General features: G+C 62.6%; 37 protein-coding genes. 4 read left to right on the top strand and 33 right to left on the bottom strand.

Features of this window, described 5'->3' with window-relative positions; genetic code table 11:
* Positions 1-735 (top strand): sugar phosphate isomerase/epimerase family protein, encoded by a 735-nt coding sequence (locus tag SZ63_RS02030; RefSeq protein ID WP_052959030.1) that lies wholly within the window; start codon positions 1-3, stop codon positions 733-735.
* A 4-nt stretch (positions 736-739) separates the two neighbouring features.
* Here SZ63_RS02030 and SZ63_RS02025 read toward each other — a convergent pair whose 3' ends face one another.
* The 6 genes from SZ63_RS02025 to SZ63_RS02000 all read right to left on the bottom strand — a co-directional run bounded on the left by SZ63_RS02025 (position 740) and on the right by SZ63_RS02000 (position 5,933).
* Complete coding sequence (locus SZ63_RS02025; RefSeq protein WP_048180274.1) at positions 740-1,138, bottom strand: hypothetical protein; 399 nt, start codon at positions 1,136-1,138, stop codon at positions 740-742.
* Between the two features lie 209 nt (positions 1,139-1,347).
* Positions 1,348-2,133, bottom strand: a complete 786-nt coding sequence (locus tag SZ63_RS02020; RefSeq protein ID WP_048180271.1) for an energy-coupling factor transporter transmembrane component T family protein — start codon at positions 2,131-2,133, stop codon at positions 1,348-1,350.
* Entirely contained in the window at positions 2,064-3,587 is a 1,524-nt protein-coding gene (locus SZ63_RS02015) for an ABC transporter ATP-binding protein (RefSeq protein ID WP_048180268.1), read from the bottom strand. Before SZ63_RS02015 ends, SZ63_RS02020 begins: the two co-directional genes overlap by 70 nt.
* Positions 3,577-4,143 (bottom strand): hypothetical protein, encoded by a 567-nt coding sequence (locus tag SZ63_RS02010; protein WP_048180266.1) that lies wholly within the window; start codon positions 4,141-4,143, stop codon positions 3,577-3,579. Before SZ63_RS02010 ends, SZ63_RS02015 begins: the two co-directional genes overlap by 11 nt.
* A 165-nt stretch (positions 4,144-4,308) precedes the next feature.
* Entirely contained in the window at positions 4,309-4,887 is a 579-nt protein-coding gene (locus SZ63_RS02005; RefSeq protein ID WP_048180263.1) for a hypothetical protein, read from the bottom strand.
* Positions 4,888-4,940: 53 nt separating this feature from the next.
* Positions 4,941-5,933 carry a histone deacetylase family protein gene (locus SZ63_RS02000; RefSeq protein WP_048180260.1) on the bottom strand — a complete coding sequence of 331 codons (993 nt, stop codon included), beginning with the start codon at positions 5,931-5,933 and terminating at the stop codon, positions 4,941-4,943.
* On the opposite strand from SZ63_RS02000, the gene SZ63_RS01995 reads away from it, so the two are divergent.
* From SZ63_RS01995 to SZ63_RS01985, 3 genes are all read left to right on the top strand, one after another.
* Entirely contained in the window at positions 5,932-6,585 is a 654-nt protein-coding gene (locus tag SZ63_RS01995; protein WP_241481220.1) for a GyrI-like domain-containing protein, read from the top strand. The two genes, SZ63_RS02000 and SZ63_RS01995, sit on opposite strands and share 2 nt — an antisense overlap.
* 188 nt (positions 6,586-6,773) lie before the next feature.
* On the top strand, positions 6,774-7,901 hold the full coding sequence (locus SZ63_RS01990; RefSeq protein WP_048180258.1) for a V-type ATP synthase subunit C: 1,128 nt from the start codon (positions 6,774-6,776) through the stop codon (positions 7,899-7,901).
* A gap of 9 nt (positions 7,902-7,910) precedes the next feature.
* Positions 7,911-8,555 (top strand): V-type ATP synthase subunit D, encoded by a 645-nt coding sequence (locus tag SZ63_RS01985; protein ID WP_048180256.1) that lies wholly within the window; start codon positions 7,911-7,913, stop codon positions 8,553-8,555.
* Here the strand turns inward: SZ63_RS01985 and cmk are convergent.
* The 27 genes from cmk to SZ63_RS01850 all read right to left on the bottom strand — a co-directional run bounded on the left by cmk (position 8,552) and on the right by SZ63_RS01850 (position 23,252).
* Positions 8,552-9,097, bottom strand: coding sequence for a (d)CMP kinase (cmk, locus tag SZ63_RS01980; protein WP_048180254.1), 546 nt, complete (start codon positions 9,095-9,097; stop codon positions 8,552-8,554). The genes SZ63_RS01985 and cmk overlap by 4 nt on opposite strands.
* Entirely contained in the window at positions 9,097-9,717 is a 621-nt protein-coding gene (locus SZ63_RS01975; RefSeq protein WP_048180250.1) for a DUF106 domain-containing protein, read from the bottom strand. Before SZ63_RS01975 ends, cmk begins: the two co-directional genes overlap by 1 nt.
* Positions 9,718-9,723: 6 nt before the next feature.
* Positions 9,724-10,299, bottom strand: coding sequence for an adenylate kinase (locus tag SZ63_RS01970; protein WP_048180806.1), 576 nt, complete (start codon positions 10,297-10,299; stop codon positions 9,724-9,726).
* A gap of 292 nt (positions 10,300-10,591) precedes the next feature.
* On the bottom strand, positions 10,592-12,025 hold the full coding sequence (gene secY / locus SZ63_RS01965) for a preprotein translocase subunit SecY (RefSeq protein ID WP_048180247.1): 1,434 nt from the start codon (positions 12,023-12,025) through the stop codon (positions 10,592-10,594).
* Positions 12,026-12,046: 21 nt separating this feature from the next.
* Positions 12,047-12,472, bottom strand: a complete 426-nt coding sequence (locus tag SZ63_RS01960) for an uL15m family ribosomal protein (RefSeq protein ID WP_048180244.1) — start codon at positions 12,470-12,472, stop codon at positions 12,047-12,049.
* Between the two features lie 5 nt (positions 12,473-12,477).
* Positions 12,478-12,939: a 50S ribosomal protein L30 gene (locus SZ63_RS01955; RefSeq protein ID WP_048180241.1), complete on the bottom strand. Its 462-nt coding sequence runs from the start codon at positions 12,937-12,939 to the stop codon at positions 12,478-12,480.
* Positions 12,939-13,556, bottom strand: a complete 618-nt coding sequence (locus SZ63_RS01950) for a 30S ribosomal protein S5 (RefSeq protein WP_048180239.1) — start codon at positions 13,554-13,556, stop codon at positions 12,939-12,941. Before SZ63_RS01950 ends, SZ63_RS01955 begins: the two co-directional genes overlap by 1 nt.
* A gap of 1 nt (position 13,557) precedes the next feature.
* Positions 13,558-14,085 (bottom strand): 50S ribosomal protein L18, encoded by a 528-nt coding sequence (locus SZ63_RS01945; protein WP_048180237.1) that lies wholly within the window; start codon positions 14,083-14,085, stop codon positions 13,558-13,560.
* On the bottom strand, positions 14,085-14,537 hold the full coding sequence (locus SZ63_RS01940; RefSeq protein ID WP_048180234.1) for a 50S ribosomal protein L19e: 453 nt from the start codon (positions 14,535-14,537) through the stop codon (positions 14,085-14,087). Before SZ63_RS01940 ends, SZ63_RS01945 begins: the two co-directional genes overlap by 1 nt.
* On the bottom strand, positions 14,530-14,964 hold the full coding sequence (locus SZ63_RS01935; protein ID WP_048180232.1) for a 50S ribosomal protein L32e: 435 nt from the start codon (positions 14,962-14,964) through the stop codon (positions 14,530-14,532). The genes SZ63_RS01940 and SZ63_RS01935 overlap by 8 nt, the downstream gene beginning before the upstream one ends.
* Before the next feature lie 5 nt (positions 14,965-14,969).
* Positions 14,970-15,494 (bottom strand): 50S ribosomal protein L6, encoded by a 525-nt coding sequence (locus SZ63_RS01930; protein WP_082122607.1) that lies wholly within the window; start codon positions 15,492-15,494, stop codon positions 14,970-14,972.
* Between the two features lie 15 nt (positions 15,495-15,509).
* Positions 15,510-15,902, bottom strand: coding sequence for a 30S ribosomal protein S8 (locus SZ63_RS01925; RefSeq protein WP_048180225.1), 393 nt, complete (start codon positions 15,900-15,902; stop codon positions 15,510-15,512).
* Positions 15,903-15,914: 12 nt separating this feature from the next.
* Positions 15,915-16,094 carry a 30S ribosomal protein S14 gene (locus tag SZ63_RS01920; RefSeq protein WP_048180222.1) on the bottom strand — a complete coding sequence of 60 codons (180 nt, stop codon included), beginning with the start codon at positions 16,092-16,094 and terminating at the stop codon, positions 15,915-15,917.
* Between the two features lie 3 nt (positions 16,095-16,097).
* Positions 16,098-16,601 (bottom strand): 50S ribosomal protein L5, encoded by a 504-nt coding sequence (locus SZ63_RS01915; protein WP_048180220.1) that lies wholly within the window; start codon positions 16,599-16,601, stop codon positions 16,098-16,100.
* On the bottom strand, positions 16,598-17,326 hold the full coding sequence (locus SZ63_RS01910; protein WP_048180218.1) for a 30S ribosomal protein S4e: 729 nt from the start codon (positions 17,324-17,326) through the stop codon (positions 16,598-16,600). Before SZ63_RS01910 ends, SZ63_RS01915 begins: the two co-directional genes overlap by 4 nt.
* Positions 17,326-17,691 (bottom strand): 50S ribosomal protein L24, encoded by a 366-nt coding sequence (rplX, locus tag SZ63_RS01905; protein ID WP_048180216.1) that lies wholly within the window; start codon positions 17,689-17,691, stop codon positions 17,326-17,328. Before rplX ends, SZ63_RS01910 begins: the two co-directional genes overlap by 1 nt.
* A gap of 12 nt (positions 17,692-17,703) precedes the next feature.
* Entirely contained in the window at positions 17,704-18,102 is a 399-nt protein-coding gene (gene rpl14p, locus SZ63_RS01900) for a 50S ribosomal protein L14 (RefSeq protein ID WP_048180214.1), read from the bottom strand.
* Positions 18,099-18,425 carry a 30S ribosomal protein S17 gene (locus tag SZ63_RS01895; protein WP_048180211.1) on the bottom strand — a complete coding sequence of 109 codons (327 nt, stop codon included), beginning with the start codon at positions 18,423-18,425 and terminating at the stop codon, positions 18,099-18,101. The genes rpl14p and SZ63_RS01895 overlap by 4 nt, the downstream gene beginning before the upstream one ends.
* A gap of 13 nt (positions 18,426-18,438) precedes the next feature.
* The gene (rnp1, locus tag SZ63_RS01890; RefSeq protein WP_048180208.1) at positions 18,439-18,711 is read right to left on the bottom strand and encodes a ribonuclease P protein component 1; all 273 of its coding nucleotides are present in this window, start codon (positions 18,709-18,711) and stop codon (positions 18,439-18,441) included.
* A complete protein-coding gene (rpmC, locus tag SZ63_RS01885; protein WP_048180205.1) occupies positions 18,708-18,911 on the bottom strand; it encodes a 50S ribosomal protein L29 in 204 nt (67 codons plus the stop codon). Before rpmC ends, rnp1 begins: the two co-directional genes overlap by 4 nt.
* Positions 18,912-19,616 carry a 30S ribosomal protein S3 gene (locus SZ63_RS01880; RefSeq protein ID WP_048180203.1) on the bottom strand — a complete coding sequence of 235 codons (705 nt, stop codon included), beginning with the start codon at positions 19,614-19,616 and terminating at the stop codon, positions 18,912-18,914. It abuts the gene before it with no gap.
* Positions 19,616-20,077 carry a 50S ribosomal protein L22 gene (locus tag SZ63_RS01875; protein WP_048180804.1) on the bottom strand — a complete coding sequence of 154 codons (462 nt, stop codon included), beginning with the start codon at positions 20,075-20,077 and terminating at the stop codon, positions 19,616-19,618. Before SZ63_RS01875 ends, SZ63_RS01880 begins: the two co-directional genes overlap by 1 nt.
* A 5-nt stretch (positions 20,078-20,082) precedes the next feature.
* Positions 20,083-20,496, bottom strand: coding sequence for a 30S ribosomal protein S19 (locus tag SZ63_RS01870; RefSeq protein WP_011843411.1), 414 nt, complete (start codon positions 20,494-20,496; stop codon positions 20,083-20,085).
* Positions 20,497-20,506: 10 nt separating this feature from the next.
* Entirely contained in the window at positions 20,507-21,226 is a 720-nt protein-coding gene (locus tag SZ63_RS01865; protein WP_048180198.1) for a 50S ribosomal protein L2, read from the bottom strand.
* A gap of 11 nt (positions 21,227-21,237) precedes the next feature.
* On the bottom strand, positions 21,238-21,486 hold the full coding sequence (locus SZ63_RS01860; RefSeq protein ID WP_048180194.1) for a 50S ribosomal protein L23: 249 nt from the start codon (positions 21,484-21,486) through the stop codon (positions 21,238-21,240).
* Positions 21,483-22,232, bottom strand: coding sequence for a 50S ribosomal protein L4 (gene rpl4p / locus SZ63_RS01855; protein WP_048180192.1), 750 nt, complete (start codon positions 22,230-22,232; stop codon positions 21,483-21,485). The genes SZ63_RS01860 and rpl4p overlap by 4 nt, the downstream gene beginning before the upstream one ends.
* Before the next feature lie 6 nt (positions 22,233-22,238).
* On the bottom strand, positions 22,239-23,252 hold the full coding sequence (locus tag SZ63_RS01850; RefSeq protein WP_048180189.1) for a 50S ribosomal protein L3: 1,014 nt from the start codon (positions 23,250-23,252) through the stop codon (positions 22,239-22,241).
* Between the last annotated feature and the right edge of the window lie 367 nt (positions 23,253-23,619).

Raw genomic sequence — 23,619 nt, 5'->3', positions numbered from 1 at the left:
GTGAACGATATCGGCTGCTCCACCTGCTGCCTGATGGACCGGACGCATTGGGAGGCGCTCGGCCTCATCTCCGGCCGTATGGGCCGTGCGGAGATCCTCTCCGACGGCCCCCACAATCTCTTCCGGTTCGAAGAGGTCTGCCACTCGTTCGATCTCCGCTACACCGTCCACGCACCGGTCGCCGATATCAACATCGCGTCCGAGAACGAGCGCCTCCGGAGAGCGGCCTTCGGGGTTATCGAGGACCTTGCCGAAGTCTGCGACCGGATCGGCGCCGAACGGCTGGTCGTCCACCCGGGGCACGTCTGGGGAGCAGAGATGCGGAGCGCCGCGCAGGCGGCTCTCGACCGGTCGCTCGACGACCTTGCCGCCGTTCAGCAGGAGGTGAACGTCCGGTTCGCCGTCGAGAATATGGGGGCGTGGGAGATCTGCTTCTTCAGGTCGCCGGAGTTCCTCGACCGCCTTGCCGCCCGGGACCTCGGCTTCGCCCTCGACGTGGGGCATGCCCACGCAAACGGCAACCTGGAGGCGTTCCTGGAGCGGGAAGGAGCAATCCACGTCCACCTGCACGACAACCACGGCAGCCGGGACGATCACCTGCCCTGCGGCAACGGGAGTATTGATTTTCGCCGCGTGATGGCGCATCTTCCACCGGACGCCACGATGGTCGTCGAGCCGAACTCGTTTCAGGACTACGAACGAAGCCTCGAACACCTGAGAGGGGTCTCTCTCTGAACGATCACGGCTCGCGCCCGATCAGGCGCTTCACCGCCGCGAGAAACTCCCGGAACTGCTTCGAGACCTCCGGGCCGGGTGAGCCCGGGTAGGCGTTTGCACCCCGGACGACGATCTTCCGTCCGTCCATATCCATCCGCAGGTGCCAGTAAGTGACGTCGCAGCAGGAGTGGGCGGAGACGTACTCCGGCTCCCACTCCCGGACACCGAGCCGATCGGCGATCTCCCGGAACCGTGCCCATTCCTCCGGTGTCGGCGACGCCTCCGTCACCACCCCGGAGTAGCCGCCGGCACTCGCCCACTCGTAGAGGAGCCGGCCGTCCGCGAGCCTGACGTAGAGGGACGGCCCGGCGCTCCCGCCGATGTAGAACTCGAACGCCGTCGGAGGTGCACCGTCGCGCATAGCAGTACTTCGTTCATTCCGGCGCCTATAACCTTTGCCAAATCCGGGTTATGCTGCACCGGGATACACGGGAGATTCAAAAGTAAACGCGGGTTTGTGCAAAAAAGAGGCGCTACAGTTCCGTTAAATTCGTCCACTCCGCGTTTTCGGGGCTCAAGCTTCGGCCCTAAAGAACCGCCGCAAAGGAAGGGAAAAGGATTGATGGCGGATTATACAACCAGCACGGCCAAATACCCGGCGACCAGAAGACCCATGCAGCAGATCCCGGCGACATCGGCCCGGCCCGGAGAGAGGTCGCGCATCGGCGTCCGCCTGCCGGAACGGTATCCACGCAGATCGATGGTCAGCCCGAGGATCGTGGCTTTCCCGAGCGAGTTCGAGACCAGGGGGATGATGATGGGGAAGAGCCCTCGTATCTTTCCGGCAAGGCCGTTCCCCGGGTTATAGGCGCGGGCAAGCTGCGCCTCGTGAATCCGCTTCCCCTCGAGCTGCAGGCTCGGGATGAACCGGAGCGCGATCAGGAACATGAGGGTGTAGTCGACCGGCATCCTGAGGCGGTCCATGACGTGGACGAGGTCGCGCGGCTGGGTCGATATGACCAGGAGCTGGAACGCAAAGAGCATCGCAGCGAACCGAAGCGACATCGCGAGCGCAAGGTCGATCGCCCCCGCCGTGACAGGAAGCGCCCCGCCGATGACCGGGACCGACTGCGGCACCAGGTAACAGACGATCTCCCCGCTCCTGATGGTGAGAACGGTAAGGGCAAGCAGGCTCGCCGCGAGCGAGAGCAGCAGCGGAACCTGGCGGAGGAGATCGCGGGCGAGCCCGCTCACGATCGCTATGGCCACGACCACCCCGGCAAGAACCGTGAGCATCACGGTATCGCTCGTCAGCACCGCAAGGGCCACGACGACGGCCGCAAAGATCAGTTTGGTGAGCGGGTGGAGGCGGTGAAAGGCGCTCTCCCGGGTGACGTACTGCATAATTTCGGACATGGTTCCTCCTCGTGAATTCCGCTGTCGTGGATGATTCTTCCCAGCTCCATCCTGACGATACGATCCGCATACTCCTCTCCAAGACGCATATCGTGCGTCACCATGACGATCGTGTGGCCGTCCTGCCGCAGGCGGCCGAGGATCTCCATGACCCTCCCCGACTCGCGGGCATCAAGCCCGGTCGTGGGCTCGTCGAGCACGATGACCTTCGGTTTCATGGCGATGACGCAGGCGATGGCCAGACGCTGCCGCTCGCCCCGCGAGAGCGAACGCGGGTAGGCCGTCTTCCGGTGGAGGAGGCCTACCTCGCGAAGAGCCGCGTCGACCGGCTCTTCCGAAGCGCCGGGGTCGATGTTCTTGAGACCGAACGCCACCTCATCCGCCACGGTCTCTGCAAAGAGCATGGTATCCGGGTTCTGGAAGACGAGGCCCACATGGCGCGCGAGTTCCGCTATCGGAACGGTCGCGGCGTCGAGCCCATCGACGGTGACGCTGCCTTCGGTCGGGCGGAGCAGCCCGTTGAAGTGCTTGACGAGCGTCGTCTTCCCGGACCCGTTTTCCCCGGCCACGGCCACGATCTCTCCGGAAGCGACCTCGAGGTCGAGGCCCCGTATGGCCGTGACACCGTCGTAGCGGTGGACGAGCCCCCGGACGGATATGACGGGGACTCCAGGGGAGGCCGCCGGTGCGGGGAGGCGTGCTTCTCCGCCTGCAGGCTGCTCCTGGACGGACTCCTGCATCATCTCCGCGGGAGACCCGACCTTTGCGATCGCTCCGTCCTCGACGACGACCATTCTGTCCGCGATGGCGGCGAGGTCGCCGATCTTCTGCTCGACGATGAGCACGGCGGTGCCCTCGCCGGAGAGCCTCCGGAGGAGAGCGGATACCGCGGCGGTCGCCTCCGTGTCCAGTTCGGCGGTGGGTTCGTCGAGGATCAGGATCTTCGTGCCGAGAGCGATGGTGGCGGCGATGGCGACCCGCTGCTTCTGCCCCCCGGAGAGGGTATGCGGGGCACGGTCCGCGAGATCGGCGATCCCGGTCGCCTCCATCACCTCGCGGAGCCTCCGGTACATCTCCTCCCGGGAGATGCCGAGATTCTCGAGGCCGGACGCAACCTCCTCCTCGACGGTCGTGAAGATGAGCTGGGCATCGGCGTCGTCGAAGACCACCCCGACGTGCCGCCCGATCTCGCCCATGTTCCGGTAGTCCCGGACGTTTCTGCCGAGGATGGTGATCGCGCCATCGAGCGTGCCGCCGTACTCGTGGTGGAGGATACCGGACGCCGCAAGGCAGAGCGTCGTCTTGCCCGCCCCGGTAGGACCGGTGACGAAGACAATCTCTCCTCTCGCTATTTCGAGGCTGATCTTGTCAAGCGCCGGCGTTTCCGAACCGGGGTAGGTGTAGGAGACACCCCGAAGGGAAAGGGCGATCTCCCCCCCGGTCTCAGGACTCATCGACCGGCCTCGGATCCCGTCCCGGAGCCTTCTCTCGGGCTCCCCGCATCAGTGCCCGCGATGCCGGAATCTCGAGCGCCTGCGCGACGGCGGCGTTGACCCCCGCCGTGATCAGGACGATCGGTACGGTGACCGCGAGGAACGCCTCGAGGGTTCCGAACTTGTCAAGAACCGTCGGAGCCACGGCAAGGATGGAGATGAGGATGAACGAGAACCCGCTCGCGAACGTGGCGAGAAGCGTCGTCACCGCCGGGGCGAGGACGAACCGGTCTCTCAGCACCAGGTAGACCCCGAGACAGACGACCGCACCGATGGGTTCGCTGACGAGGTTTGCGGGCGGGAAGATCGAATGGCTGAGAAGTGCACAGACGACGCCCGCAACGACGCCGATCCCGAGCGCCTCACGGAACGTGGGCACGATGAGGATGATGGCGAGGCTGTAGAAGGCGATCACGAGGTTCGATACGATGGGGCCGGGGATCAGGAGGGACATGTACCTGATGATGGCCCCTATGGCAAGGAGTATGCCGACAATTGCAATATCTCTTGATTTCATGGTATCGGTTTCTTACAGGTTCGACGGGCGATCTGACCGGGTGCATGCAGCGGCACGGGCATCGGCGCGGCCGGGAACCCCTTGGCTGCATTACACATCATTGTACAAAATAGTACATTCGTGAATATATATTTTCCGGGAGCGGGAACTCCCGGCGCGGTACGGTCACCGCTGCAAGAGCAGGATCGCCGCAGCAACCACCGCACCGGCCGCCATGAGGGCGGCGAGGGGCGACGATGCTGTCGTCGGCGTTGGGGTGGGCGCGGCCGTCGGCATCGTAGCCGTCGGCGTCGCAGTCTCTACGGGCGATAAGGCAGGCACGGTGGTTCCCGTAGCCGCGGTTCCCGGCGGGGACCCGAGGGTGACGGGGATGGTCGTGTATCCGTGACCGGAGAGATTCCGGCGATCGACGGGCGCTTCCACGGCGTAGACGGTGTATGTTCCGGGATCGAGCCCGGCCTCGCCCGTCCTCCACCGGTAGGTCCAGCGGCCGCCGGCATCGACCGTCACAGCCGTGAAACTCCCCCCGTCCCCCGAACGGACGGGCGTATGCGGATCGTCAAGCCGTCCGCCGTTCACAGGAAGGTTCGGGCCGGTCACGAAGAGGTAGACGGTATCGCTCCCCGTGCTCGTACCCGTGAGCGTCACCTCGCTGCCCGGGTATACGGCGACGGCGGAGGCCGCCGGGGCAGCGGCAAGGGCGAGGAGGAGGGCACCCGCGAGTATCAGGGTTCGGTCAGGCATGCAGTCAGTTCACCGCCATCCGGTCGACCCGGGAGAAGATGAATCTGATCCCGTCAGGGAGGGACGGCGTGCCGGGAGCCGGCATACGCCTCCACGAGGTGCCGGGTGCTCGCCTTCGCCCCGCCGCCTGCGGGGTTGAAACGGGCCCCGTCGAGGGCGGCAACGATCGCCCCGATCGCCCCTGCATGCGACCGGCCGTAACCTCCTTCGAGCACGAGGGCAAGTGGCGCAGGGGTCGCGTCCACGAGCATCCCGGCCAGTGCTCCGAAATCTTCGGGCAAAAGACGGATCGAGCCGAGCGGGTCATCGAAGAGCGCGTCCTGACCTGCCGAGACCACCACGACGTCCGGTTCGAACCACCGGAGCATCGGGACGAATACCTCGCCAAAGACGAGCGCGTAGTCGACGCCGGTCGAACCCGATACGAGAGGCACGTTGACGGTATGCCCCGCACCCGGACCGGCTCCCCGCTCTTCCGGCCACCCGGTTCCGGGGAAGATCCCCGCCTGGTGAACCGAACAATAGAGCACCCGGTCCGAGGTGTAGAACGCCTTCTCTGTGCCGTTCCCGTGGTGCAGGTCCCAGTCCACGATCGCCACCCGGTCGACTTTGCGGAGCGCCTTCGCCGTTGCCACGGCGACGTTGTTGAAGAGGCAGAACCCCATCGCGCAATCGGGTTCGGCATGGTGCCCCGGCGGGCGGACGAGAGCGAAACAGTGCTCGCCGTCGAGAGCCCGCTCCACCGCCTGCCATGCGGCCCCCGCGGCGTACAGGGCGGCGTCGAACGAACCGGCCGTGACGTAGGTGTCAGGATCGAGGTAGCGGGCGCGGCCGGGCGGACACTCACGGCAGAACGAACGGATTCGATCAATATGCCGCTCTGTGTGCACCAGCGCCAGGTCGTCGACCGTCGCCTGCTCCGGGCCGATGTAGCGGGCATCGGCCGGCACCCCCGCGAGGGCGGCATCCAGGCGTGCCTGCGACTCGGGGTGGCCGGGCGCGTCGTGGGCCGAGAAGAGATCCCCCGTCACGACCGAGTAAGGCATGGTGATCGATGGTGGGTTGGCGGTGCATGATATGAATCTTATCTGCGGGGGGGGCGGGAAGCGGCCCGCCGGCAGAAAGTATTTGAAGAGCGGGATGGAATCATCGACTGATAAGACAGAGCCCGGACCGCCTATAGGGAACGAAAGGCGCTGTCGCGAACGCTATCACATACCGAACAGGAGGAACAGGATGCCGAGAGTATCGAACATCGAGATGTTACGGAGAAGAGAGCAGCCCACCTTATCGATCCGAACCAGAGCAAAGGTCGAAGATCTACCCATGCTGATTGGTGAAAGTTACTGCAGAATGGCTGACTATCTGAAGGAACTCGGAGAGCTCCTCTCGGACGTCCCGTATGTGGCATATCACAACATGGACATGCAGGATCTCGATGTAGAGATAGGCTTTCCCGTATCGAAGGTCCTGCCGGAGAGGGGAGACATTCGATCGGGCTCTATCCCGGGAGGTAACGTCGTCTTCTGCATATATCGCGGCGCATATCGGGATATGGCACCGACATACGACGAAATGGCAAACTGGATAGAGAAGAACGGGCTTAAACCTGCCGGCACCGTCTACGAATACTATTACAACGGGCCCGAGTTCCCGGAGAGCGAACTGTTGACGATGATCGTCATGCCGCTGCTGTAAGCCCCAAACACGCCTCCCATCCGGTTCTCCGGGGGAAACACCTCATCCTGTCGCCCCGGGCTGTTGCCGGTACTCTTCAAGGCCCCCCGCACCGGCGCCGGGCCTGCCTGCGCCATCCTCCCGGCCGCCTCCCCACCCCTGATCTCAACCGGGTGCGCATTTATAGAAGGGAACGATAATAGGGACGTATGCCCCCGCTGGGCGTGACCTCCCCCTCGTGCATCTACGCCTGCACCCGGTTCCGGGTAAGGAGGACGACGCTCCTTCCTCGTGAAGAATACCTGCGGATCATGCGGATGAGCATACCGGGGGTGATCGGATATCTCAGCCGACAGGAAGAGTACAGAGAGGACATCCTGGATCTCGCGCACGACTTTTCCGGTGCCCAGCTCATCGAAGAGGCGGTAAACCGCAACCTGGCGCAGTCGTTCCGGCACGCCATGGCGACCGCTCCCGGCGACCTGCACACCCTGACCGGGGAATACCTCAACCGGTGGGACATCGCAAACGTCATGGCGATCCTGCGGGGCACGGTTCACGACATACCCCGGCGCCAGATCCGCGATCTTCTCGTCCCGGCGGGGGAACTCGACGGCACGCTCCTCGACCGCCTTCTTAACTTCACGAACTGCGGCGAGGCTATCGAGGCGCTCCAGGGCTGGCGGCTCTACCCGGTTCTCGCGGAGTACTACCGGATCTGCGGTGAGACGGGCGTCTTTGCCCGGATCGAGAACGAGCTTTACCGGCAATACTACACCGACCTTCTCGGTCTTGCCGCAACCGGGTGCAGCGGATGCCAGGAGCTGATCGGCTACCTCCGGTTCGAGATCGACATCACCAACATGAGAAACCTCCTCCGGCTCCACTGCGCAGAAGAGGCGTGCGATATCGCGACCATCGACCGGACGATGATCCCCGGCGGCCGTATCCCCGTCGACCTCTTCCGAAGGCTCTACGGCATCGAGACGGAAGGAGAGTTCGTCAGCGCCTTTCTTTCGACCGACATCGTCCCGGTTCTCGCCCAGGCGGTGCGCGAACTCCGGCAGGATCCGGATTTCTCAAGCACAGATGCCGCAGAACTGGTCTGGCAGCGATGGCACCGGCGCAGGCGGCCCGTCCACGAGGTCGAAATGGCGGTCACCCGCGTCAGGCTCCACCAGCTGGAAGCCCTCTCCCGGCGGCACCCGTTCTCGGTTCTGCCGGTGCTTGCATACCTCGAGCGGAAGAAGTACGAGGTCGCGAACCTGCGGGCAATCGCACGGGGGAAAGCATTCGGCCTCTTGCCCGAACGGATATGGCAGTATATCGTCCTGTAGGAGAGCACCATGCCGGTCGACGACATCAAACCCACCAGGGCCGGCCTCCTGATCGTCAGGCGGAGGCAGGCGCTCGCAGAGCGGGTACACCGGCTTTTGTCGATGAAACTCGACGGCATGATGCTGGAACTGGTCAAACTCACCGAGCAGGCAGCCCTGAACCGCAGGGAACTCGAAGAGAAGTTCGCCGGCGCACGGGAGATGGTAGCGGTCGCCGCCATGATGGAGGGGGCGACGGGAGTGCTCCTCGCGGCGCTCTCGGTAGAGGCCTATCCTTCCTATGCAACCGGAAACAGGAACACATTCGGGGTGCGGCTCCCGGACCTCGAACCGGTGATGGTGAGAAAGACACTCGACCAGAGGGGTTACGGTATCCTCGGAACATCGTCGGTCATCGACGACGCGGCCGACGCCTACGAGGAACTTCTCGAAGCGATCATCGCAACCGCCGAACTCGAAGGAGGGGTCAAGCACCTGCTCGACGACATCGAGAAGACGCGGCGACGGGTGAACGCACTGGAACTCAAGATCATCCCGGAACTCACGGAGATCCGCCGGTTCATCGAAGACCAGCGCGACGAGATGGAGCGGCAGGAATGGACCCGGCTCCGGCGCATCAAAAAGATAAAAGCAAAGAGGGTAGGGGACCGCTAGAGGTCGCCGGCCTGCTGCCGTGCAAGGCACGCGATCGCGGCGTCCACGATGGTGCCGAGGGCGTCCACGCCGAAGGTCTCGGACGAGAGGACGATGTCGTACGGCGAGAGGTCGTCGATCTCGATACCGTAGTAGTTCCGGTAGCGGGTCGATTCCGAACGCTGCCGGTTCTCGGTATAGACCCGGGCTCCCTCTTCGTCCATCCCGTCACGTCCCGCAATGCGTCTTGCCCGGCAGGAAAGCGACGCCGAAAGCCAGATACGGAGATCGGCGTTCTCGACCATCCTGCCCGAGAGCCTGCCCTCGATGATGATGTTTTCGGCGGCTTCACCGATCTCTTTCTGCCGGGCGTCGATCATCCGGTCGACCGAGGGATCGCTCTCCGCGAACTTCCCGAACCCGGCGAGATCCATGCCGTGCTCCTTCGCGAGCTGACGGAAGACCTCTCCCGCGGAGATGAGGTCGAGCCCGTGCTTCCCCGCGAGGTAGCGGGCGAGCGACGTGGTGCCGCTCCCCGGCGGACCGCTGATGGTGATCCGCATCAGAGCCCTCCGATGTTGAGGGCCTTCCTTATCACCTGGCTGATCGTCAGCGAGCAGATCATATACCACAGGATCCAGGCCGGGACGATCCAGAACGCAAAGCCCGAGAGGCTGACCGCTCCGAGGAACGGCAGCACGATGCCGGTCCCAATGGCAGCCGGTGTGCCGACTTCGGGAAGCCGCAGGAGAAGCCAGAAGAAGATCGGCACGGAGAGCACGAGGATGATCGCCATCGGCGTAAACTGCTGCCGGGAGAACTCGAGCTGGTCCTGCATCATCCGCTCCTGTCTTCCCTGAAGCTTCTTGATCCTCTTTTCGTCCCCGGAGAGCTGGGCCTCCCGGAATTCCTTCTGGAAGACCTTCATCTTCGCCTGCGTCTCCTGCATCTTCTCGTAGTCGATGGTGTACTTCTGGACGAGCGAGGAGTAGAGGCCCGTGATGCTTGAGAGGATCAGGATCATGACGAAGAACGGCACCCCGAGGGTGTCGATGAAGGGGCCCAGCACTACATCCATCGCGTGACCGACCGTCACCCGTATCCACTCGATGCTGTACGAGATGAAGACCAGCATGGTAAAGAGGAGGGCGATCGTCGGGCCGTGCTTCTTCAGGTCCACCATATCAGGTTACCTCAGCACACTCACCAGGTCGTCGATGCCCTGTTCGAGCAGGAAGTTCTCGTTCCGGACGATCTTGATGGTGCAGCCGGTATACATCGCATATGCCGCGCTGACTGCGCGGTTGAACTCCTGGTGTTCGGCGATCGCGCGGTATCCTTCCATGTCGCGGGCCCTTGAGGCGTCGCCGAGCCGGCGCATCAGGATCTGGTCGGGGTCGGTCTCCACCAGCACGACGATGTCGGGCATCAACTCGCGGAGCACCCATTCGGGCAGCCCCGCAAGGAACCCCGTCGGGGTCTTGACGCTGCTGTGGGTGTCGATGATGATGTTTGCATCTCCGCTCATGGCGGCGATTCCCGAGGCGGCCGCCTGCTGAAGGCGTTTCTGGACGTCTTTCTCGAGCTTGCGCATCTCATCGCGATCCGAGACCAGGTTCTCCTTTTTAGCCACCTCAAACATGAACGTGCCGAAGTTGACGGCCTTATACGCAACGCCTTCGGCCGCCAGCCTCTCCATCGCGCCATTGATGACGGTGGTCTTTCCAACACCGGGAACCCCCGTCACGACAACTTTCTTTCCCAACTTTATCACTCCCGTTAGGGTATCATTCGCTGTTAAGATAAATCCGTGCCTGAAAGAGTAATGCCTTTCGGAATTGCTCCATGCCCGGGTGATCCCGGGTAGAAAATGGGTTCTGTGCGGTTTTGGGGGAGAGTGAGAATCAGAAGAGGTCATTCTCAGTCGAAGCGAGCGCTTCGCGCCGCTTCTTCAAGAATGACTCCTCCGGGCTCACTCCCGGTCGAAAAAGGTGCTGAGGCACCTTTTTCTCCAGGAGTAACTCCTTCGGCCCGACCTGCGGGTCGGGCCTACGGACTTACTCTTTCCCAAAGAACCCGCGCATGAACGGGTACATCTCCATGATCTGCTGGCTTGCGACCTCCTCGTAGAGGCGGTAGGTGATACTCACCGCAAGCAGCAGACCCGTTCCCCCGACCGCGCCGATGACACCGAAGAGGTTCGCGACGACCGAGAGAAGGCCGATGAACACACCGCCGATGACGGTGATCCGCGGGATGTATCGGTCGAGGTACTTCACGAGCACCTGCTCACTCCGCCGGTAGCCGGGGATCTGCATCCCGCTTCTCTGGATCTGCCGGGCCACGTCCTTCGAGTCGAGGCCGGCGGTCTTGACCCAGAAAAGCGCGAAGATCGCGCCCCCGACCACCATGACGGTGATATCGATGCCCATACGCAGCATGATCTCCCAGGGAGCGTGCCCGAGATCGGAGAGCCACCACATCCAGTCCTGGGGCTGGTTGATGGGGGCGATATACCACATCAGGCCGTTTACCGGTGTCTGTCCCTGGAACTCGCCGAAGATCGTTATCCCGGCGTTCGAGAGGAACATCCCGATCATCTGGATGTTCGCCTGCAGCACCCGGACGAGAATCATCGGCAGAACGCTCGCGTAGATGAGCTTCACCGGGAACCGCGCACGGGCGCCGCGGACGGCCGTGTGCGCAAGCGGTATCTCGATACGGGTCGACTCCACGTAGACGATGATCATGAAGATGACTATCGTCGTGACGAGGGCGAGCAGATCCGTTCCGAAGTACTCGAGGAAGTTCGCTCCCGAGGTACCTATGGCGAACAGCCTCGGGAAGAACCCGATCGGGAAGGGATCGGTGCCCGTCTGCCAGTTCAGGAACCCGTTCACGAGACCCTGCGAGACTCCCGCAACGATGAAGAGTCCCACGCCCGAACCGACGCCCCACTTCGTGACGACCTCGTCCATCAGCACCACCAGAAGCCCGCCGAGGCAGACCTGGAGGAAGATCAGGAGCGAGACCGTGAGCATATTTCCGCCGAAGAACTGCGCAGCCACCGTCGGGTCGGGCATCATCATCCCGCTCGCAACCATGGGGAACGCTTCGACGATGATCATCACGAAGATGAGCATCTTCTGCAGGCCCATGTACATGACCTGCCCACGTGCTTCGCTGGTATCGATCTGCAGGAGTCCGGCACCCTTGAGCAGCTGCAGCACGATCGACGCGGTGACGATCGGCCCGATACCGAGATGCAGGAGCGAACCGCTCGCACCGGCAAGCAGGGCACGGTACATTCCGAAAATATCCTGTGACTGCGCAGAGAGTCCAAAGATATCGATGTTGGTCAATGAGAAGTAGAGAAGCAGGATAGCAAGCGTCCACATAAGTTTATTCTTGAAGTGGACGTGCCCTTCCGGCCCCCTGACTGCAGGCATCGCTGCAAGGATGGGTTCAAATCTATCCAGCAGATCTCCCATGGTTTCACCTGAAAAAGAAGATCAGACGGTCGTTGCCTGACCGCCCATCTCCTCGATTTTCGTCCGGGCACGTTCGGAGAACTCCCGGGCGGAGATACTCATTTTGTGGGTGACTCTTCCACCGCCGAGCACCTTCTCGATGCCGAGTTCGGCGGCGTCGAGGGCGATGAGATCGCCCTCCCGGGTGGCAAGCCCTTCACGAAGCAGCGCTTCGGCCATCTGGTCGATCTCACCGACATCGAGAGCAGATACCGGCACGGAAGTCTTGCTGATAAAACCGTGCTTACCGTTGGATATCTCGCCCTTCAGGTAGAAGTGAGAGAAGCGGTGATCGCGCTGCCCGGCTCTACCCCGTCCACCCCTGTTGCCGGCGCCACGCCGGTTCTTGTGCGTACCGCCGCCGCAGGTTCGTGAACCCCTGTATTTGGATCTCTTGTTTACGGGCATCTGTCTCACCTCATCTTGTAGAGGAGATCGTTGATCTGTGGGCCATAGTAGCCGAGAGCTCCACCCTGCTGAAAGGTTCGCTTGATGGTTTTATAGCCCTTTCGAGGTGGATGCAGTCTCAGCACCGGTTTGATCTCCACCAGGTCACGGAAACTCGTCTCGCCGTTGCAGAGTGCTGCCGCGAACTCATCGATATCGGCATACGGGGTATGCGCGCGGACGTATTCGTCGGTCAGCTTCTCGTCCCCGGTCAGTCTGCCCCGGGTGCGCAGGAGGGTGGCCAGAGTCCCGGCGTCAACCTCACCGTACGCCACGAAGTCCTTCACCTTGCGGATCATGCCCAGATACGCGGGCGTATCGGGCACGAGGACGCAGTGGTTCACGTGGTGCAGGCGGAGCATCTTCAAGGTGTCCTTGATCTCGTGGTTGGTCTTGACCACGCCGCGCACCTGTACTACCGCGTACATCACTCCGTCCCTCCGATCCGAACCATGTTCGTCTGCTTCAGCGCCTCAAACGTCGCCTTTGCATAGTTGATGGTCGTCCGGGTCTGTCCCCGGTTGAACGCCCAGACATCCTTGATGCCTGCAAGCGTCAGGACCTTCTTCGGGATATCCCCGGTCACGAGACCGATACCCTGCGGGGCGGGCTTCAGCGTCACCTTGACACTGCCTGCCTTGCCGGTCACCTCGATCGGGATCGAGTGAGCGGTCTCGCAACCGCACTCCCAGCTCCCGCAGCCGCGGGAAACCTTGATCAGATTCAGTTTTGCGTTTACGATTGCCTTCTGGATCGCGTTACCGACCTGGACGTCCTTCCCCTGGCCGAACCCGACGTAGCCGTTCCGGTTGCCGACCACCACGACGGTGCGGAACTTCACACGGCGACCCGAGTCCGTCATCCGCTGGACCATGTTGATGTCCAGCACCTCGTCCTCCAGGTCGGGCAGGAGGAGATCGACGATCTGCGGCTCCTTGATCGGCCTGCCGCTCGCGAGCACCTCATCGATACTGGTGATCTCGCCTGCGGCGACCATGCGCCCGAGACCGGTGAGCGGAATCCATTCTTCCTGTACGTATGCCATGTCACACCAGCTCCTTCTTGATGGCCAGAGCCACAGCCTCTACATTCGTTACCAGGTTGCCCGCCCGCTCGGGAGCATACTCCGCGATGTGGGCACCTTTGAGCCGCTCTTCATCGGGGAGGATCGATTCGCCGTAGGGGACGTCGAGACCCGCATCCACCGCTCCCTTGAGAGCGGCAAAGACACGTGCTCCGGGTTTTGCCCGGGCAAGCCCGATGTCGAGGATTCCCTCGTCATACCCCGCGTTCAGCGCCTTGACCGCGAAGAGCATCCCGGTCAGGTAGGCGGCCGGGGTGCTCGCAGTCGATCCCTCGTAGCCGTAGTCGGCGAGTTCGGCCGAGTACGCAGCCACCAGGGTGCGATCCCCTTCGACCTCGGGAACGACCAGCTGTACGATGATCTGCCGGTTCGTCTTCCGGACGACCATTCTCGGTGTTCCCGACGACAGGAGCGACATCCGCTTGTAGTAGTCGGTCTTGCCCTCGTGCCTTCTCCGGAAGGGCACGAAGTATCTTGGGCCGGTTGCCATTATTTCATCCTCCCTGCCGTTATCTCAATCTGAGCCTCAAGATGCGACACACTCCGGAACTGACCTCCGGAAGCCCGCCGGTACATCAGGCGGTAGAGACTCCGGTCGATCGTACCATCTTCGCGCATCTCGCGCAGAGTGCGGCGCTGCGCCCGGATCTTGCGGATCCACGTCCGCTTGCTGGCGTTCCGGGCTCCTGCAGCACCCTTCCTCCGCCCCGGACCTTTCCGGTGGCCGTAGGAACGCTTTGCCATCCGCACGCGGGCCCGGCCGCGGCTGTTCCCTTTTACGGGGTGCGCCCTGATCGCGCCTTCCCCGATGAGCTCGCGCAGGTCGTTTCTGGAGATCGCTGCCTCGATATCGGCCTGACGCTCGGGATCGAACCAGACACGGTTGACCCCGCACTTGAGAATGGCGGCCGCCATTCGCTTCTGGCTGGCGAGATCACTCATCCTCGTTCACCTCTTCTTCTTCGGCTGCGGCCGGGATGCCTGCCGCAGGGGTGAGGTCCTTTGCGTTCAGGACCTTGAGCCCGAGTTCCAGAGCCCGCTCCTGAATCGCTCCACGCTTCCTGTTGCCGACGGATCCGGCGATCCGGACGGCCTGGGTCTCCGGGTTCAGATCCATAAGATCCGCCGGTGTAAAGACCCGTACCTCCGTATAGCCGCTCGGGTGCATGCCGCGAACTGCGGCGGGGCTCCCGTATCCCGGTCGGGGGAGGGCACCCTTCGCCCTGAACTGCCGCCTCTGCTTGTTGTGCAGACCACGCGGACGCCGCCAGACATCTGCCAGTTTCGCTTTGCGGTGAAGGCCCCGCCTCTTGAAGGCAGGCTTGTTGTGCCGGGTGCGGACGCGGATCAGTCTTCTTGTATCGTCCATTGTTTTCACGCCCTCTCGGTGATGTAGATGCCGTCCTGGAACACCCGGGGATCGCGCTTCGTGATCCTGGTCGCGTGCTCGATGTTTGCGGCCGTGTTGCCCACCTTCTCCTTGTCGATACCGGTGAGAGTAACCTCGTCGTTTCCGATCTTGACGGCGACGCCCTCGAGGATCTTTGCGACCCGGGGCTGCTTCTCGCCGAGGAAGTTGGTGATCTCGAGGCGGTTGCCCTGCTGCTTGATCTGGATCGGGAAGTGGCTGTAGACCACCTTCATCCGGTACTCGTAGCCGTCGACGACGCCCCGGATCATGTTCTTCGCATGGGCCTCGAGCGTGCCGGTCATGGCGAGGATCCGCTTCTTGTCGGATGCCGTGGAGACGACGACTTCGCCGCCGTCGACCTTGAGATCGATCTGCGGGAAGCGCATGTCGCGGGCCAGCGTGCCCTTCGGCCCGGAGACCGTGAGCATGCCGCCGTCGAGCGTGACGTCAACGCCGGGAGGGATCTCGACCTGTCGTGTTATTGCCATACTCATTCCCTCCTTTTAGTAGACGTATCCCAGCAGCTGCCCGCCGATCCCTTCGTTTCGTGCCTCTGCATGGGAGATGACTCCCTTCGAGGTGGAGACGATCAGGATGCCGAAGTTCTTCGCGGGAAGATACTGCGACTCCCAGTATTCCATATCAGCCATCGCCACCGGGAACCGGGGGCTGATGGCGCCACACTTATTGATCGTTCCGGAGAGCTGGACCCGGAACTGGCCGCCGCGGCCGTCGTCGATGAACTCGAAGCCGCTGATAAAGCCGTTTTCCTGCATGACGCGGAGCATTGCGCCGAGAAGCTTGCTGGCGGGTTCTACAATAACCTCGCTCTTTCCAGCATCTCCGGCATTCTTGATCGTGCTCATCGCGTCAGCGATTGGATTCAGTCGTGCCATTGTTCTCTACCCCTAGTTCATCTTCTTGAAGCCCATTTTGCTCGCCCACTCGCGGAAGCACTGGCGGCAGAAGTAAATGCCGTACTTCCGTACAAGGCCCTGCTTCCGGCCGCAGATGCGGCACTCGTTCGCGCCGCGGCCGAACTTCCGTACGTTCTCACCCGTTGCAGGCGCTCCTGACTCTTCCGCCATTCCTTACACCTCCACCTGGTAGTGCTCGCGCATGAACGCGATAGCGTCCTCTTTGTTCACCTTCTGGTCGGCCGGCAGTTTCCTGCGCTCGACACTTCTCCGTGCGATCCGTGCGCCCTTGTACTCGAGCACCACGTTGACGTCCATGCCGTAGATACCGATTGTCGGATCGTAGGACATGCCCGGGAAGTCGGTGTGCTCTTCGATACCGAAGGAGACGTTCCCGGTCCGGTCGAACTGCGTGGGTGCGAGCCGCCGCTCGATGATGTTGAGAGCGGTCGTGATGAACTTCTCGGCGTTCTCCCGGCGCAGGGTGACCTTGCACCCGATGGGTGCGCCCTTCCGGATACCGAACGCCGGCTGGGTCCGCTTCGCCATGGTGCGGACGGGCTTCTGGCCGGTGATCTGTTTTACGAGATCCTCCGCCTTGACCAGCCGCTCGCCGCTCTCTCCGACGCCCATGTGCACGACGACCTTATCGATGTAGATATCCTTCATCGCGGTCATGCCGAGGCCTCCAGTTCGGGTGCTATCGCGGACCGGCCGACCATGAAGACGTAATCCTCGATGGTCTCGAACCGCTCGCCGGCCGAGTCGTCCGCAAGGATGACGCGGTTCGGGACGGAACTTGCCGTCCTGATGATCTCGACGATCCTCGCGACCTTGCCGGAGTGTTTACCACCGACGACCATGGCCACGTTGCCTTCCGCGAAGGGGAAGTGGTCGACGATCCTGAACCGGTCTTCGCCGTCCGTCCCGAGGGTCACGACGACGGAGTCCTTTGCCCTGTAGGTGTTGTCGGCGAGGATGTTTGCACCGAACGCGAGGTTCAGCTGCACCTTGCCGCCCTTGATGGTGGTCTTGTTCCGGATCTTGCAGAGCCGGGTCTTTGCAGACTCCGCCGGAATCTCGACGGCGACCAGATTGCCCTTCACGTCGAGCTGGATGCGGTAGTGCTTCCCGATCTTCGGGATCGAGACGATATCGAAGACTCCAAGACCCATCCGCGGGTCTTTGCAGGCCCGTCCGTTGATGAGTATGTCCCGCTGGTGCAGGATCTTTTTGACCTCGCTCGCGTTCTGTGCAAGACCGATGTGCTCGCGGAGCCAGACCCCGACCGGCAGAGCGCCGGCGTTGTGGGGCCCGGGGGCGGTCTTCATGACGAATTTCTGTACTTTCTTCGGGATGTGCCAGGAGCCAGGGGCTACCAGCCGCTTGAGATATTTGGACATTATGCTCCGCCTCCGAGCCTCTCCTCACGTAGTTTGTCTTTCAAATTCAGTTTCGTGATCTGCACGTTCGAGGGATCGACCGGCCGGGGAACCTCGGTCCCGTCCGCCTTCGTCACCATCACGCCGTGCACGACCAGCCGGCACGCCTTCATGTCCACCGCATCGACGACGCCTTCGTCGCCGGCAAAGTCTCCACGGAGCACTTTCACGGTGTCACCCTTGACCACACGGGTTCTCCGGGTGCTGTATTTCCCGCGGAGTTCGGGGGAGAGCGATGCGGAGAGGAACCGGCCCCGGGTGTGGTTCGGTGCGTTGTAACGCGCCTTGCGCTGTTTTCTCGGCTGTTTGCTAACTATGCGTACCATTCTTACCACACCTTACACGATTGTCGTCGCCATTGAGGCGATCTTCGGGAAACGCTCCGCGATCTCGCGGGGGACAGCCCCCTTGATCTCGGTTCCCTTCGGCTCGCCGCGCTCGTTGATGAGCACCATTGCGTTGTCCTCGAACGAGAGACGGATGCCGTTCGGGCGGCGGATCTCCTTCTTCTGCCGGATGACCACTGCCTTCTCGAGTTTCCGCCGCATGTCGGGGGTGCCTTTCTTGACGCTCACGGTCGCGATGTCGCCGATGCCCAGGCAGGGCTGCCGCCGCCGGACGCCGTGGTAGCCGTCGACCGAGACGACCTCCACAAGCCGTGCGCCCGTGTTGTCGGAGCAGACCATCCTGGAGCCGGTGGCGAGGGCGCGCGGAATCTTTGCCTGCATGGCCTTCATTCCTTCATCACCTCGACCACAACGAAGTTCGTTGTCTTTGAAAGCGGACGACACTCCGCGATCCTGACCACGTCGCCCACGCCGGCGTTGATGCAGGGCGTGCTGTGGGCATGGTATCGGGATCTGCGTTTCTCGTACCGCTTGTATTTCTTGACGTAGTGGAGGAACTCACGCTCCACCACGACGGTACCGTTCATACGGTCGCTCACGACTTTGCCGGTAATCACCTGGCCGCGTACCGGCAAAGTGCCGTGAAACGGACAATTTGCGTCCTCACATTCCGCTTCAGGAATGGGGACGTCCAACCCAATGTTTCGTGCCATTATTCATCCTCGTTTATCTGATGCGCATGCCGATCCGCCGTTCCGGCTGCGTCTCCAGGCTCGAACCGTCGACGTCGACGGCCGTGCCGTCGGGGAGCCGGAAGCGGAACACGCTGAACCGTTTCGGTATCTGCTTTTCTCCCCGCCCGGTCAGGATAACCAGGGTATTTCTGGTCTCGTCGGTGACGCGACCGGATACCCCGGCATGATCCGGGTTGCTCGCACGAACGACCAGAACGTCCAGCCCGATCAACTCGTGCCGAAGGACGTTCTGGGGAGAGATCATGCGTTCCTCCGTGCGTTCTGCTCGGTGCGGATGCGCGCAATCGTTCTCCTTACCTCGCGGATCCTTCCGGGGTTCTCGGTGGCACCGCCGGCGCTGACCTTGCCGCGCTCCTGGATCAGTTCGAGGGAGAGTTTCTGCTCCTGCTCGAGGAGTTCGGTGTCGGAGAGCTGTTTCACTTCACGCGCCCGAAAGATTGCCATCTATACTTCCTCCTCGAACTCCTCTCCGGAGGTCTCCTCGAACTCTTCCTCGAAGACCTCCTCACCGACCTCTTCGGGCTCGATGGGTTCGGCCGGAGCCTGCTTCGGCTCGGGCTCGAGGACGTCGAAGGTGTCGGGCAGCCGTGCATCCGGCGGGACGATCTTGACCTGAACCCCGATGGTTCCGAGTTTCTTGATCGCAATCGCGTAGCCCTTCTCGACGATCGTCTCGCTCGGTTCGCCGCAGTGCTTGATGTAGCCCTCGGTGAACTTCTGCGTCCGCGACCGTGCGCCGGTCAGTTTCCCGGCGACGATGACCTCGCAGCCGAGCGCACCGGACTCCATGATCCGGCGGATCGTGCTCTGTCCGGCCTTTCTGAAGTACCAGCCGCGCTCGAGAGCGTTTGCCAGCCTCTCCGCCATGATCTGGGCGTTGAAGTTGGGGTTCTGGACCTGCTGGACCTCCACCTGGGGAGACTCGATCTCGTAGACGGTAGCAAGGTCCTGCGTCAGCTGGCGAACCTGCTTGCCGCCTTTCCCGATCACGATACCGGGCTTCTCCGCAAAGATCGTCACCTGGGTGCCGAGCGGCGTCCGGGTGATATCCATGCCGCCGTATCCTGCGCGCTTGAGTTCCGTCGTGAGGAACTTCTCGACGCGGACGTTGCGCACGCCGTCAGTGATAAATTTCTTCTCGATTGCCATTACGCCACCTCGGTCACGACGATCTCGATGTTCACGGTCTCCCTGCGCTTCGGAGTAGCGCGACCCATCGCACGCGGGAAGAATGCCCGGAGGCCACGGCCGGTGTTGGCGGCGGCGTGGTCGATCCGGAGGTTTTCGACATCAAGGCCGATGTACTCGGCATTCTTCTCGACGGATTCGAGCAGTTTGATGTAGGCCTCTGCCGCCTTGACCGGATACCGGCCGGCGGGCCACTTCGAGAGACCCCGCTTGTGCGCGACGTTCCGGTTGAACCGCTTGAAGGGGATGGCCTTCTTCAGCGCCACCACATCGGCGAGGTATGCCTTTGCTTCGGTGGTGCTCATGTTCTTGATGAACCTGGCAATCTCGATCGAGTGCTTGGGAGAGACGGGAAGTTCGTTCGCTTTTGCGCGAGCGACGTTCTCGCCCTCAATTTTTGCTGAATAACCTGTTCTTGCCATATCCATCACTTCAGCGGTACGTATTTACTCGACCGGGTCGCACCGATACCGGCGCTGCCGTGAGCGACCCTCCTGCGGGTCAGTGCAAACTCTCCAAGGTAGTGGAAGACCGCCTCGGGCTGAATCTCCACCTTCTGGAACTCCTTGCCGTTGTGGATCTCGATGGATCTCCCCACCATCTCGGGCATGATGATCATGTCGCGCAGGTGGGTGCGGATGTTCTCATCCCCGGACCGGAGATCGGCGAGGAGTTTCTCGTGCTCCCTGGAGAGGCCCCGGTCGAACTTCCTGCGTGCCCTGGCCGGCATAAGCGGCAGCAGCTCGGAGAGAGCCATCTGCTGCAGGTCCGCAACGGAGTAACCGCGATAGGTGAACTCCTCGCGGCGCCGCGGCATCCTCTTCTGTGTCTTCTTTGCCATGCTTCACCCCTCACTTCTTCCACTTGCCGGTTCTCCGGGCGGCAACATGCCCTACCTTTCTCCCCGGGGACGTGCCGCGGGCGACGGTCTTCGGCCGTCCGCAGTGCTGGTGCCCACCGCCACCGAACGGGTGGTCGATGACGTTCATGCAGACACCCTTGACGCGGGGCCATCTCTCGGAAGAGGACCTGACGTGGAAATGCTTCTTTCCTGCCTTGACGAACGGTTTTTCGCCCCGTCCGCCGCCGGCAACGATACCGACGGTTGCCATGCAGGCACCGTTGAACCACTTGTTCTTGCCGCTCGGCATCCTGACACCGACCCTGCCGTCGTCGGCCTTGCCGATGACGAGAGCCTGGACACCGCTCGAACGGACGAACTTGCCGCCGTCGTTGGGCCTGGCCTCGATGTTGCAGACGTATGCGCCGACCGGGATCTCCCGGAGCGGCAGGGTGTTGCCGTTCTTCACCGCGCCGCCCGTGCCCCAGGAGACCGCATCCCCGACACCGAGTCCTTCGGTGGCGAGGACGTAGATCTTCTCGCCGCTCTCAAGTCTGGCGAGAGCGATCGGTGCGTGGCGGGCCGGATCGTGCTCGATGTCGATGACGCTCCCGGAGACCAGGACGTCGTTCTTTCCTGCGTGCCGCAGTGCCGCCTTATACCGGTGCGACGGTGCACGGTAGGAGGGGCCGCCTTTTCCGCGGCTCTGTGCTATGATTCTGTGTGCCATCGTCACTCACCTTACATGATTCCCAGCCGGCTGAGAATCTCTTCAGCCGCCTTCGCGTCCGTAAACGTTACAATGGCCTTCTTTTCGCCTTTCATGGTCATCATCGTGCGGACGTTGGCCACTTCCTGCTCGAAGGCCGATTCCAGCTCGCGCTTGATGTCCTGTTTGGTGGCATCCCTCGTCACGATAAACTGGAGTTTGCTCTCGCCTTCGAGCATCATCGTTGCTTTTTCAGTAACGAACGGGTGTTTCAGTATCATGAGAACTCCTCCAGTCTCCGGACTGCAGATTCCGTCCAGACCGTCAGCCGTCCTGCCTGCGTGCCGGGGGCCAGCAGTTCGGCGTTGAGCTGGTCGACCGCCACGGCATCGACGCCCGCAAGGTTCCGGGCCGCCCGGAGCGGTTCGCCGCCGGTGACGATGAGAACGCTCTTGCGCTGCTTGTAGCGGCGGCCACGCATGGTGCCCCGCCCTGCACGGACCTTCCGGCTGCCTTTCGCCCGCTCGACATCAACGTAGACACCGAGTGCGGTGAGCGCCGCGATGACGTCGCCCGTGCGGGTGATCTCCTCGAACCGGTCCTCGAAGACCAGCGGGAGGTCGCCCTCGAAGAGGTGCCCGCGTTCCCTGACAAGGTCGGGGTAGGTGCTGGCGGCGACGGCGGACCTGAAAGCTTTGCGCTTCTCTTTCCGGTTGATCTCTTTGACGAGGATCTTCTCGACCTTCGGCGGATGCGCTGCACGTCCGCCGGTTGCCTGCGGAACCCTGGCTACCCTGCTGCCGTTCTTCAGGCGGGGGACCTGGGCGGCTCCACGGCCGCTGCCCCAGGACTCTGCGGAGGTCCGCATGCCTGCATAGGGGTTCGTTCCGTGCGGCTGGAACCGGGTGCTCTGGAGCGCGAGGACAGCCCGCTTAATCAGGTCGGGCCTGTATTCTTCTGTAAAGATCTCCGGGAGATCGATCTCGTGGGCGATCTCGCCCGTCAGTGTTCGAACCTGTGCCTTCATCGCTGCTCACCCCTGCTGGCTCTGCACGCTGACGAAATTGATCGTCGGCGTGCGGACCGTGTGTTCACCCTGCCGTATCGCGGACCGTATCCGGACCAGCCGCTTGTTCGGCCCCGGGACGGAACCCTTGATCAGCACGTAGGGGCCGCGCACGAGACCGTAGTGCAGGAACCCGCCTGCCGGCGTTATGTCGTCGCCGTCGGTGCCGATCTTCAAGATCCGCTTGTTGAACTCGGTACGCTGCTGGTAACCCATCTGACCCATCTGGGGCACCTGCCACCTGACGTGGTGCGGGTTCCAGGGACCGAGGTTGCCGATGTGGCGCTTCTTGCCGCCGCGGGAGTGTTTCCGCTTCCGGACCTGGACGCCCCACCGCTTGACGGGGCCTTCCGTACCCTTACCGGTGGTGACGGCGGTGACGTCGACGTACTCGCCGACCTCAAGGTTCCCGGAGATCGTGATCTCCTTTCCGAGGATCTCGGCGGCGTAGGCGATCTGGTCTTCGAGGCTTCCGCCGGCGATCCGCATCTCCATCAGGTCGGGGACCTTCTTCGGGACGCCGGTGAGTTCCGTCGGGCGGGTGTAGGCCAGAGCGTAGAGTTCCACGACCTTGCCTTCGCCGACGGCGGCCTTGACGGCTTCGAGGGCGGCGGCGGTGTCATGGTTCTTCGGGACGTTGATCCGGCGGGACAGTTCCTCGTCGAGATCGGTTGTCCATGCTTCGGTCAGCGCGTGCTTACCGTAGGTGTCTTCACCGTATGCGCGCACGCCGGCCACCCGCATGGGCGGAACCTCAACCACGGTCACCGGCACCATCACGTCCTTGCCTTCGGTGGGACTGCTCTTGTGGTCATCGACCATGATGACGTGGGTCATTCCCACTTTGTAGCCTGCAAATCCCTGCACGGCCGGGGCTCCCGTATACTCCGGCCATGAGCCGTAGCGCGGAACCGGGCTTTTTGCCCGCTTTCTCGGGCTGTACGCGAGGGATCCTCTGCGTGGTCTGTTTATCTTCGGCATTTTTCAATCAACCCTTCGTGCGTTATAGCGTGAGGCATCGACTGCAGGCTCGCTGCAGTGCGATGCGTGCGCCGGGCCCCGTGCCGGACGCACCGGCATGGTAAGCCCTCTGGCGAACCCGGATGGGGCGGGATATCGAACGCCACGCCGTTTTGCCGTAGCGTAAGGGAAACAGTTGATGGAGGCAGCGGAACGTGAAGTCACAAAGACATTCGTCTCCGTGCGCCTCGACCGCTCTCTCTGCTGCCGTCCCGGTGTGCACCGGGTGCATTCCAGTCGTCGCCAATAGATCCTGACTCTTCGACGCTCCCGGGAACACTCTTCCCGGAACCGGGCGCGCTGCACTGGCGTTGGCCCAGCGTCTCGA

This window comes from Methanoculleus sediminis (assembly GCF_001017125.1).
In the GTDB taxonomy this organism is placed as follows: domain Archaea; phylum Halobacteriota; class Methanomicrobia; order Methanomicrobiales; family Methanoculleaceae; genus Methanoculleus; species Methanoculleus sediminis.
Note: the sequence above shows the minus strand (reverse complement) of the source record. Positions and strands in the feature narration are given on the sequence as shown.

What these genes read in the sequence shown, in the direction of transcription:
- SZ63_RS01930 (WP_082122607.1), bottom strand. Translation starts at nt 15,494, where the DNA reads ATGGCAATAACACGACAGGTCGAGATCCCTCCCGGCGTTGACGTCACG.
- SZ63_RS01925 (WP_048180225.1), bottom strand. Translation starts at nt 15,902, where the DNA reads ATGGCACGACTGAATCCAATCGCTGACGCGATGAGCACGATCAAGAAT.
- SZ63_RS01940 (WP_048180234.1), bottom strand. Translation starts at nt 14,537, where the DNA reads ATGAGTGATCTCGCCAGCCAGAAGCGAATGGCGGCCGCCATTCTCAAG.
- rpmC (WP_048180205.1), bottom strand. Translation starts at nt 18,911, where the DNA reads ATGGCAATCTTTCGGGCGCGTGAAGTGAAACAGCTCTCCGACACCGAA.
- SZ63_RS01850 (WP_048180189.1), bottom strand. Translation starts at nt 23,252, where the DNA reads ATGCCGAAGATAAACAGACCACGCAGAGGATCCCTCGCGTACAGCCCG.
- rpl4p (WP_048180192.1), bottom strand. Translation starts at nt 22,232, where the DNA reads ATGAAGGCACAGGTTCGAACACTGACGGGCGAGATCGCCCACGAGATC.
- SZ63_RS01955 (WP_048180241.1), bottom strand. Translation starts at nt 12,939, where the DNA reads ATGTACGCGGTAGTACAGGTGCGCGGCGTGGTCAAGACCAACCACGAG.
- SZ63_RS01960 (WP_048180244.1), bottom strand. Translation starts at nt 12,472, where the DNA reads ATGCCCGTAAACAAGAGATCCAAATACAGGGGTTCACGAACCTGCGGC.
- SZ63_RS01945 (WP_048180237.1), bottom strand. Translation starts at nt 14,085, where the DNA reads ATGGCAACCGGCCCAAGATACTTCGTGCCCTTCCGGAGAAGGCACGAG.
- SZ63_RS01870 (WP_011843411.1), bottom strand. Translation starts at nt 20,496, where the DNA reads ATGGCAAAGAAGACACAGAAGAGGATGCCGCGGCGCCGCGAGGAGTTC.
- SZ63_RS01915 (WP_048180220.1), bottom strand. Translation starts at nt 16,601, where the DNA reads ATGACCGCGATGAAGGATATCTACATCGATAAGGTCGTCGTGCACATG.
- SZ63_RS01880 (WP_048180203.1), bottom strand. Translation starts at nt 19,616, where the DNA reads ATGGCAATCGAGAAGAAATTTATCACTGACGGCGTGCGCAACGTCCGC.
- SZ63_RS02000 (WP_048180260.1), bottom strand. Translation starts at nt 5,933, where the DNA reads ATGCCTTACTCGGTCGTGACGGGGGATCTCTTCTCGGCCCACGACGCG.
- SZ63_RS02025 (WP_048180274.1), bottom strand. Translation starts at nt 1,138, where the DNA reads ATGCGCGACGGTGCACCTCCGACGGCGTTCGAGTTCTACATCGGCGGG.
- cmk (WP_048180254.1), bottom strand. Translation starts at nt 9,097, where the DNA reads ATGCGGATCACCATCAGCGGTCCGCCGGGGAGCGGCACCACGTCGCTC.
- SZ63_RS01950 (WP_048180239.1), bottom strand. Translation starts at nt 13,556, where the DNA reads ATGGCATACGTACAGGAAGAATGGATTCCGCTCACCGGTCTCGGGCGC.
- SZ63_RS01995 (WP_241481220.1), top strand. Translation starts at nt 5,932, where the DNA reads ATGGTGATCGATGGTGGGTTGGCGGTGCATGATATGAATCTTATCTGC.
- SZ63_RS02020 (WP_048180271.1), bottom strand. Translation starts at nt 2,133, where the DNA reads ATGTCCGAAATTATGCAGTACGTCACCCGGGAGAGCGCCTTTCACCGC.
- rplX (WP_048180216.1), bottom strand. Translation starts at nt 17,691, where the DNA reads ATGGTACGCATAGTTAGCAAACAGCCGAGAAAACAGCGCAAGGCGCGT.
- rpl14p (WP_048180214.1), bottom strand. Translation starts at nt 18,102, where the DNA reads ATGAAGGCCATGCAGGCAAAGATTCCGCGCGCCCTCGCCACCGGCTCC.
- SZ63_RS01920 (WP_048180222.1), bottom strand. Translation starts at nt 16,094, where the DNA reads ATGGCGGAAGAGTCAGGAGCGCCTGCAACGGGTGAGAACGTACGGAAG.
- SZ63_RS02015 (WP_048180268.1), bottom strand. Translation starts at nt 3,587, where the DNA reads ATGAGTCCTGAGACCGGGGGGGAGATCGCCCTTTCCCTTCGGGGTGTC.
- SZ63_RS01910 (WP_048180218.1), bottom strand. Translation starts at nt 17,326, where the DNA reads ATGTCCAAATATCTCAAGCGGCTGGTAGCCCCTGGCTCCTGGCACATC.
- SZ63_RS02005 (WP_048180263.1), bottom strand. Translation starts at nt 4,887, where the DNA reads ATGCCTGACCGAACCCTGATACTCGCGGGTGCCCTCCTCCTCGCCCTT.
- secY (WP_048180247.1), bottom strand. Translation starts at nt 12,025, where the DNA reads ATGGGAGATCTGCTGGATAGATTTGAACCCATCCTTGCAGCGATGCCT.
- SZ63_RS01895 (WP_048180211.1), bottom strand. Translation starts at nt 18,425, where the DNA reads ATGGCACGAAACATTGGGTTGGACGTCCCCATTCCTGAAGCGGAATGT.
- SZ63_RS01985 (WP_048180256.1), top strand. Translation starts at nt 7,911, where the DNA reads ATGCCGGTCGACGACATCAAACCCACCAGGGCCGGCCTCCTGATCGTC.
- rnp1 (WP_048180208.1), bottom strand. Translation starts at nt 18,711, where the DNA reads ATGATCTCTCCCCAGAACGTCCTTCGGCACGAGTTGATCGGGCTGGAC.
- SZ63_RS01990 (WP_048180258.1), top strand. Translation starts at nt 6,774, where the DNA reads ATGCCCCCGCTGGGCGTGACCTCCCCCTCGTGCATCTACGCCTGCACC.
- SZ63_RS01865 (WP_048180198.1), bottom strand. Translation starts at nt 21,226, where the DNA reads ATGGCACACAGAATCATAGCACAGAGCCGCGGAAAAGGCGGCCCCTCC.
- SZ63_RS01875 (WP_048180804.1), bottom strand. Translation starts at nt 20,077, where the DNA reads ATGGCAAGAACAGGTTATTCAGCAAAAATTGAGGGCGAGAACGTCGCT.
- SZ63_RS01935 (WP_048180232.1), bottom strand. Translation starts at nt 14,964, where the DNA reads ATGGACGATACAAGAAGACTGATCCGCGTCCGCACCCGGCACAACAAG.
- SZ63_RS01860 (WP_048180194.1), bottom strand. Translation starts at nt 21,486, where the DNA reads ATGATACTGAAACACCCGTTCGTTACTGAAAAAGCAACGATGATGCTC.
- SZ63_RS02010 (WP_048180266.1), bottom strand. Translation starts at nt 4,143, where the DNA reads ATGAAATCAAGAGATATTGCAATTGTCGGCATACTCCTTGCCATAGGG.
- SZ63_RS01975 (WP_048180250.1), bottom strand. Translation starts at nt 9,717, where the DNA reads ATGGTGGACCTGAAGAAGCACGGCCCGACGATCGCCCTCCTCTTTACC.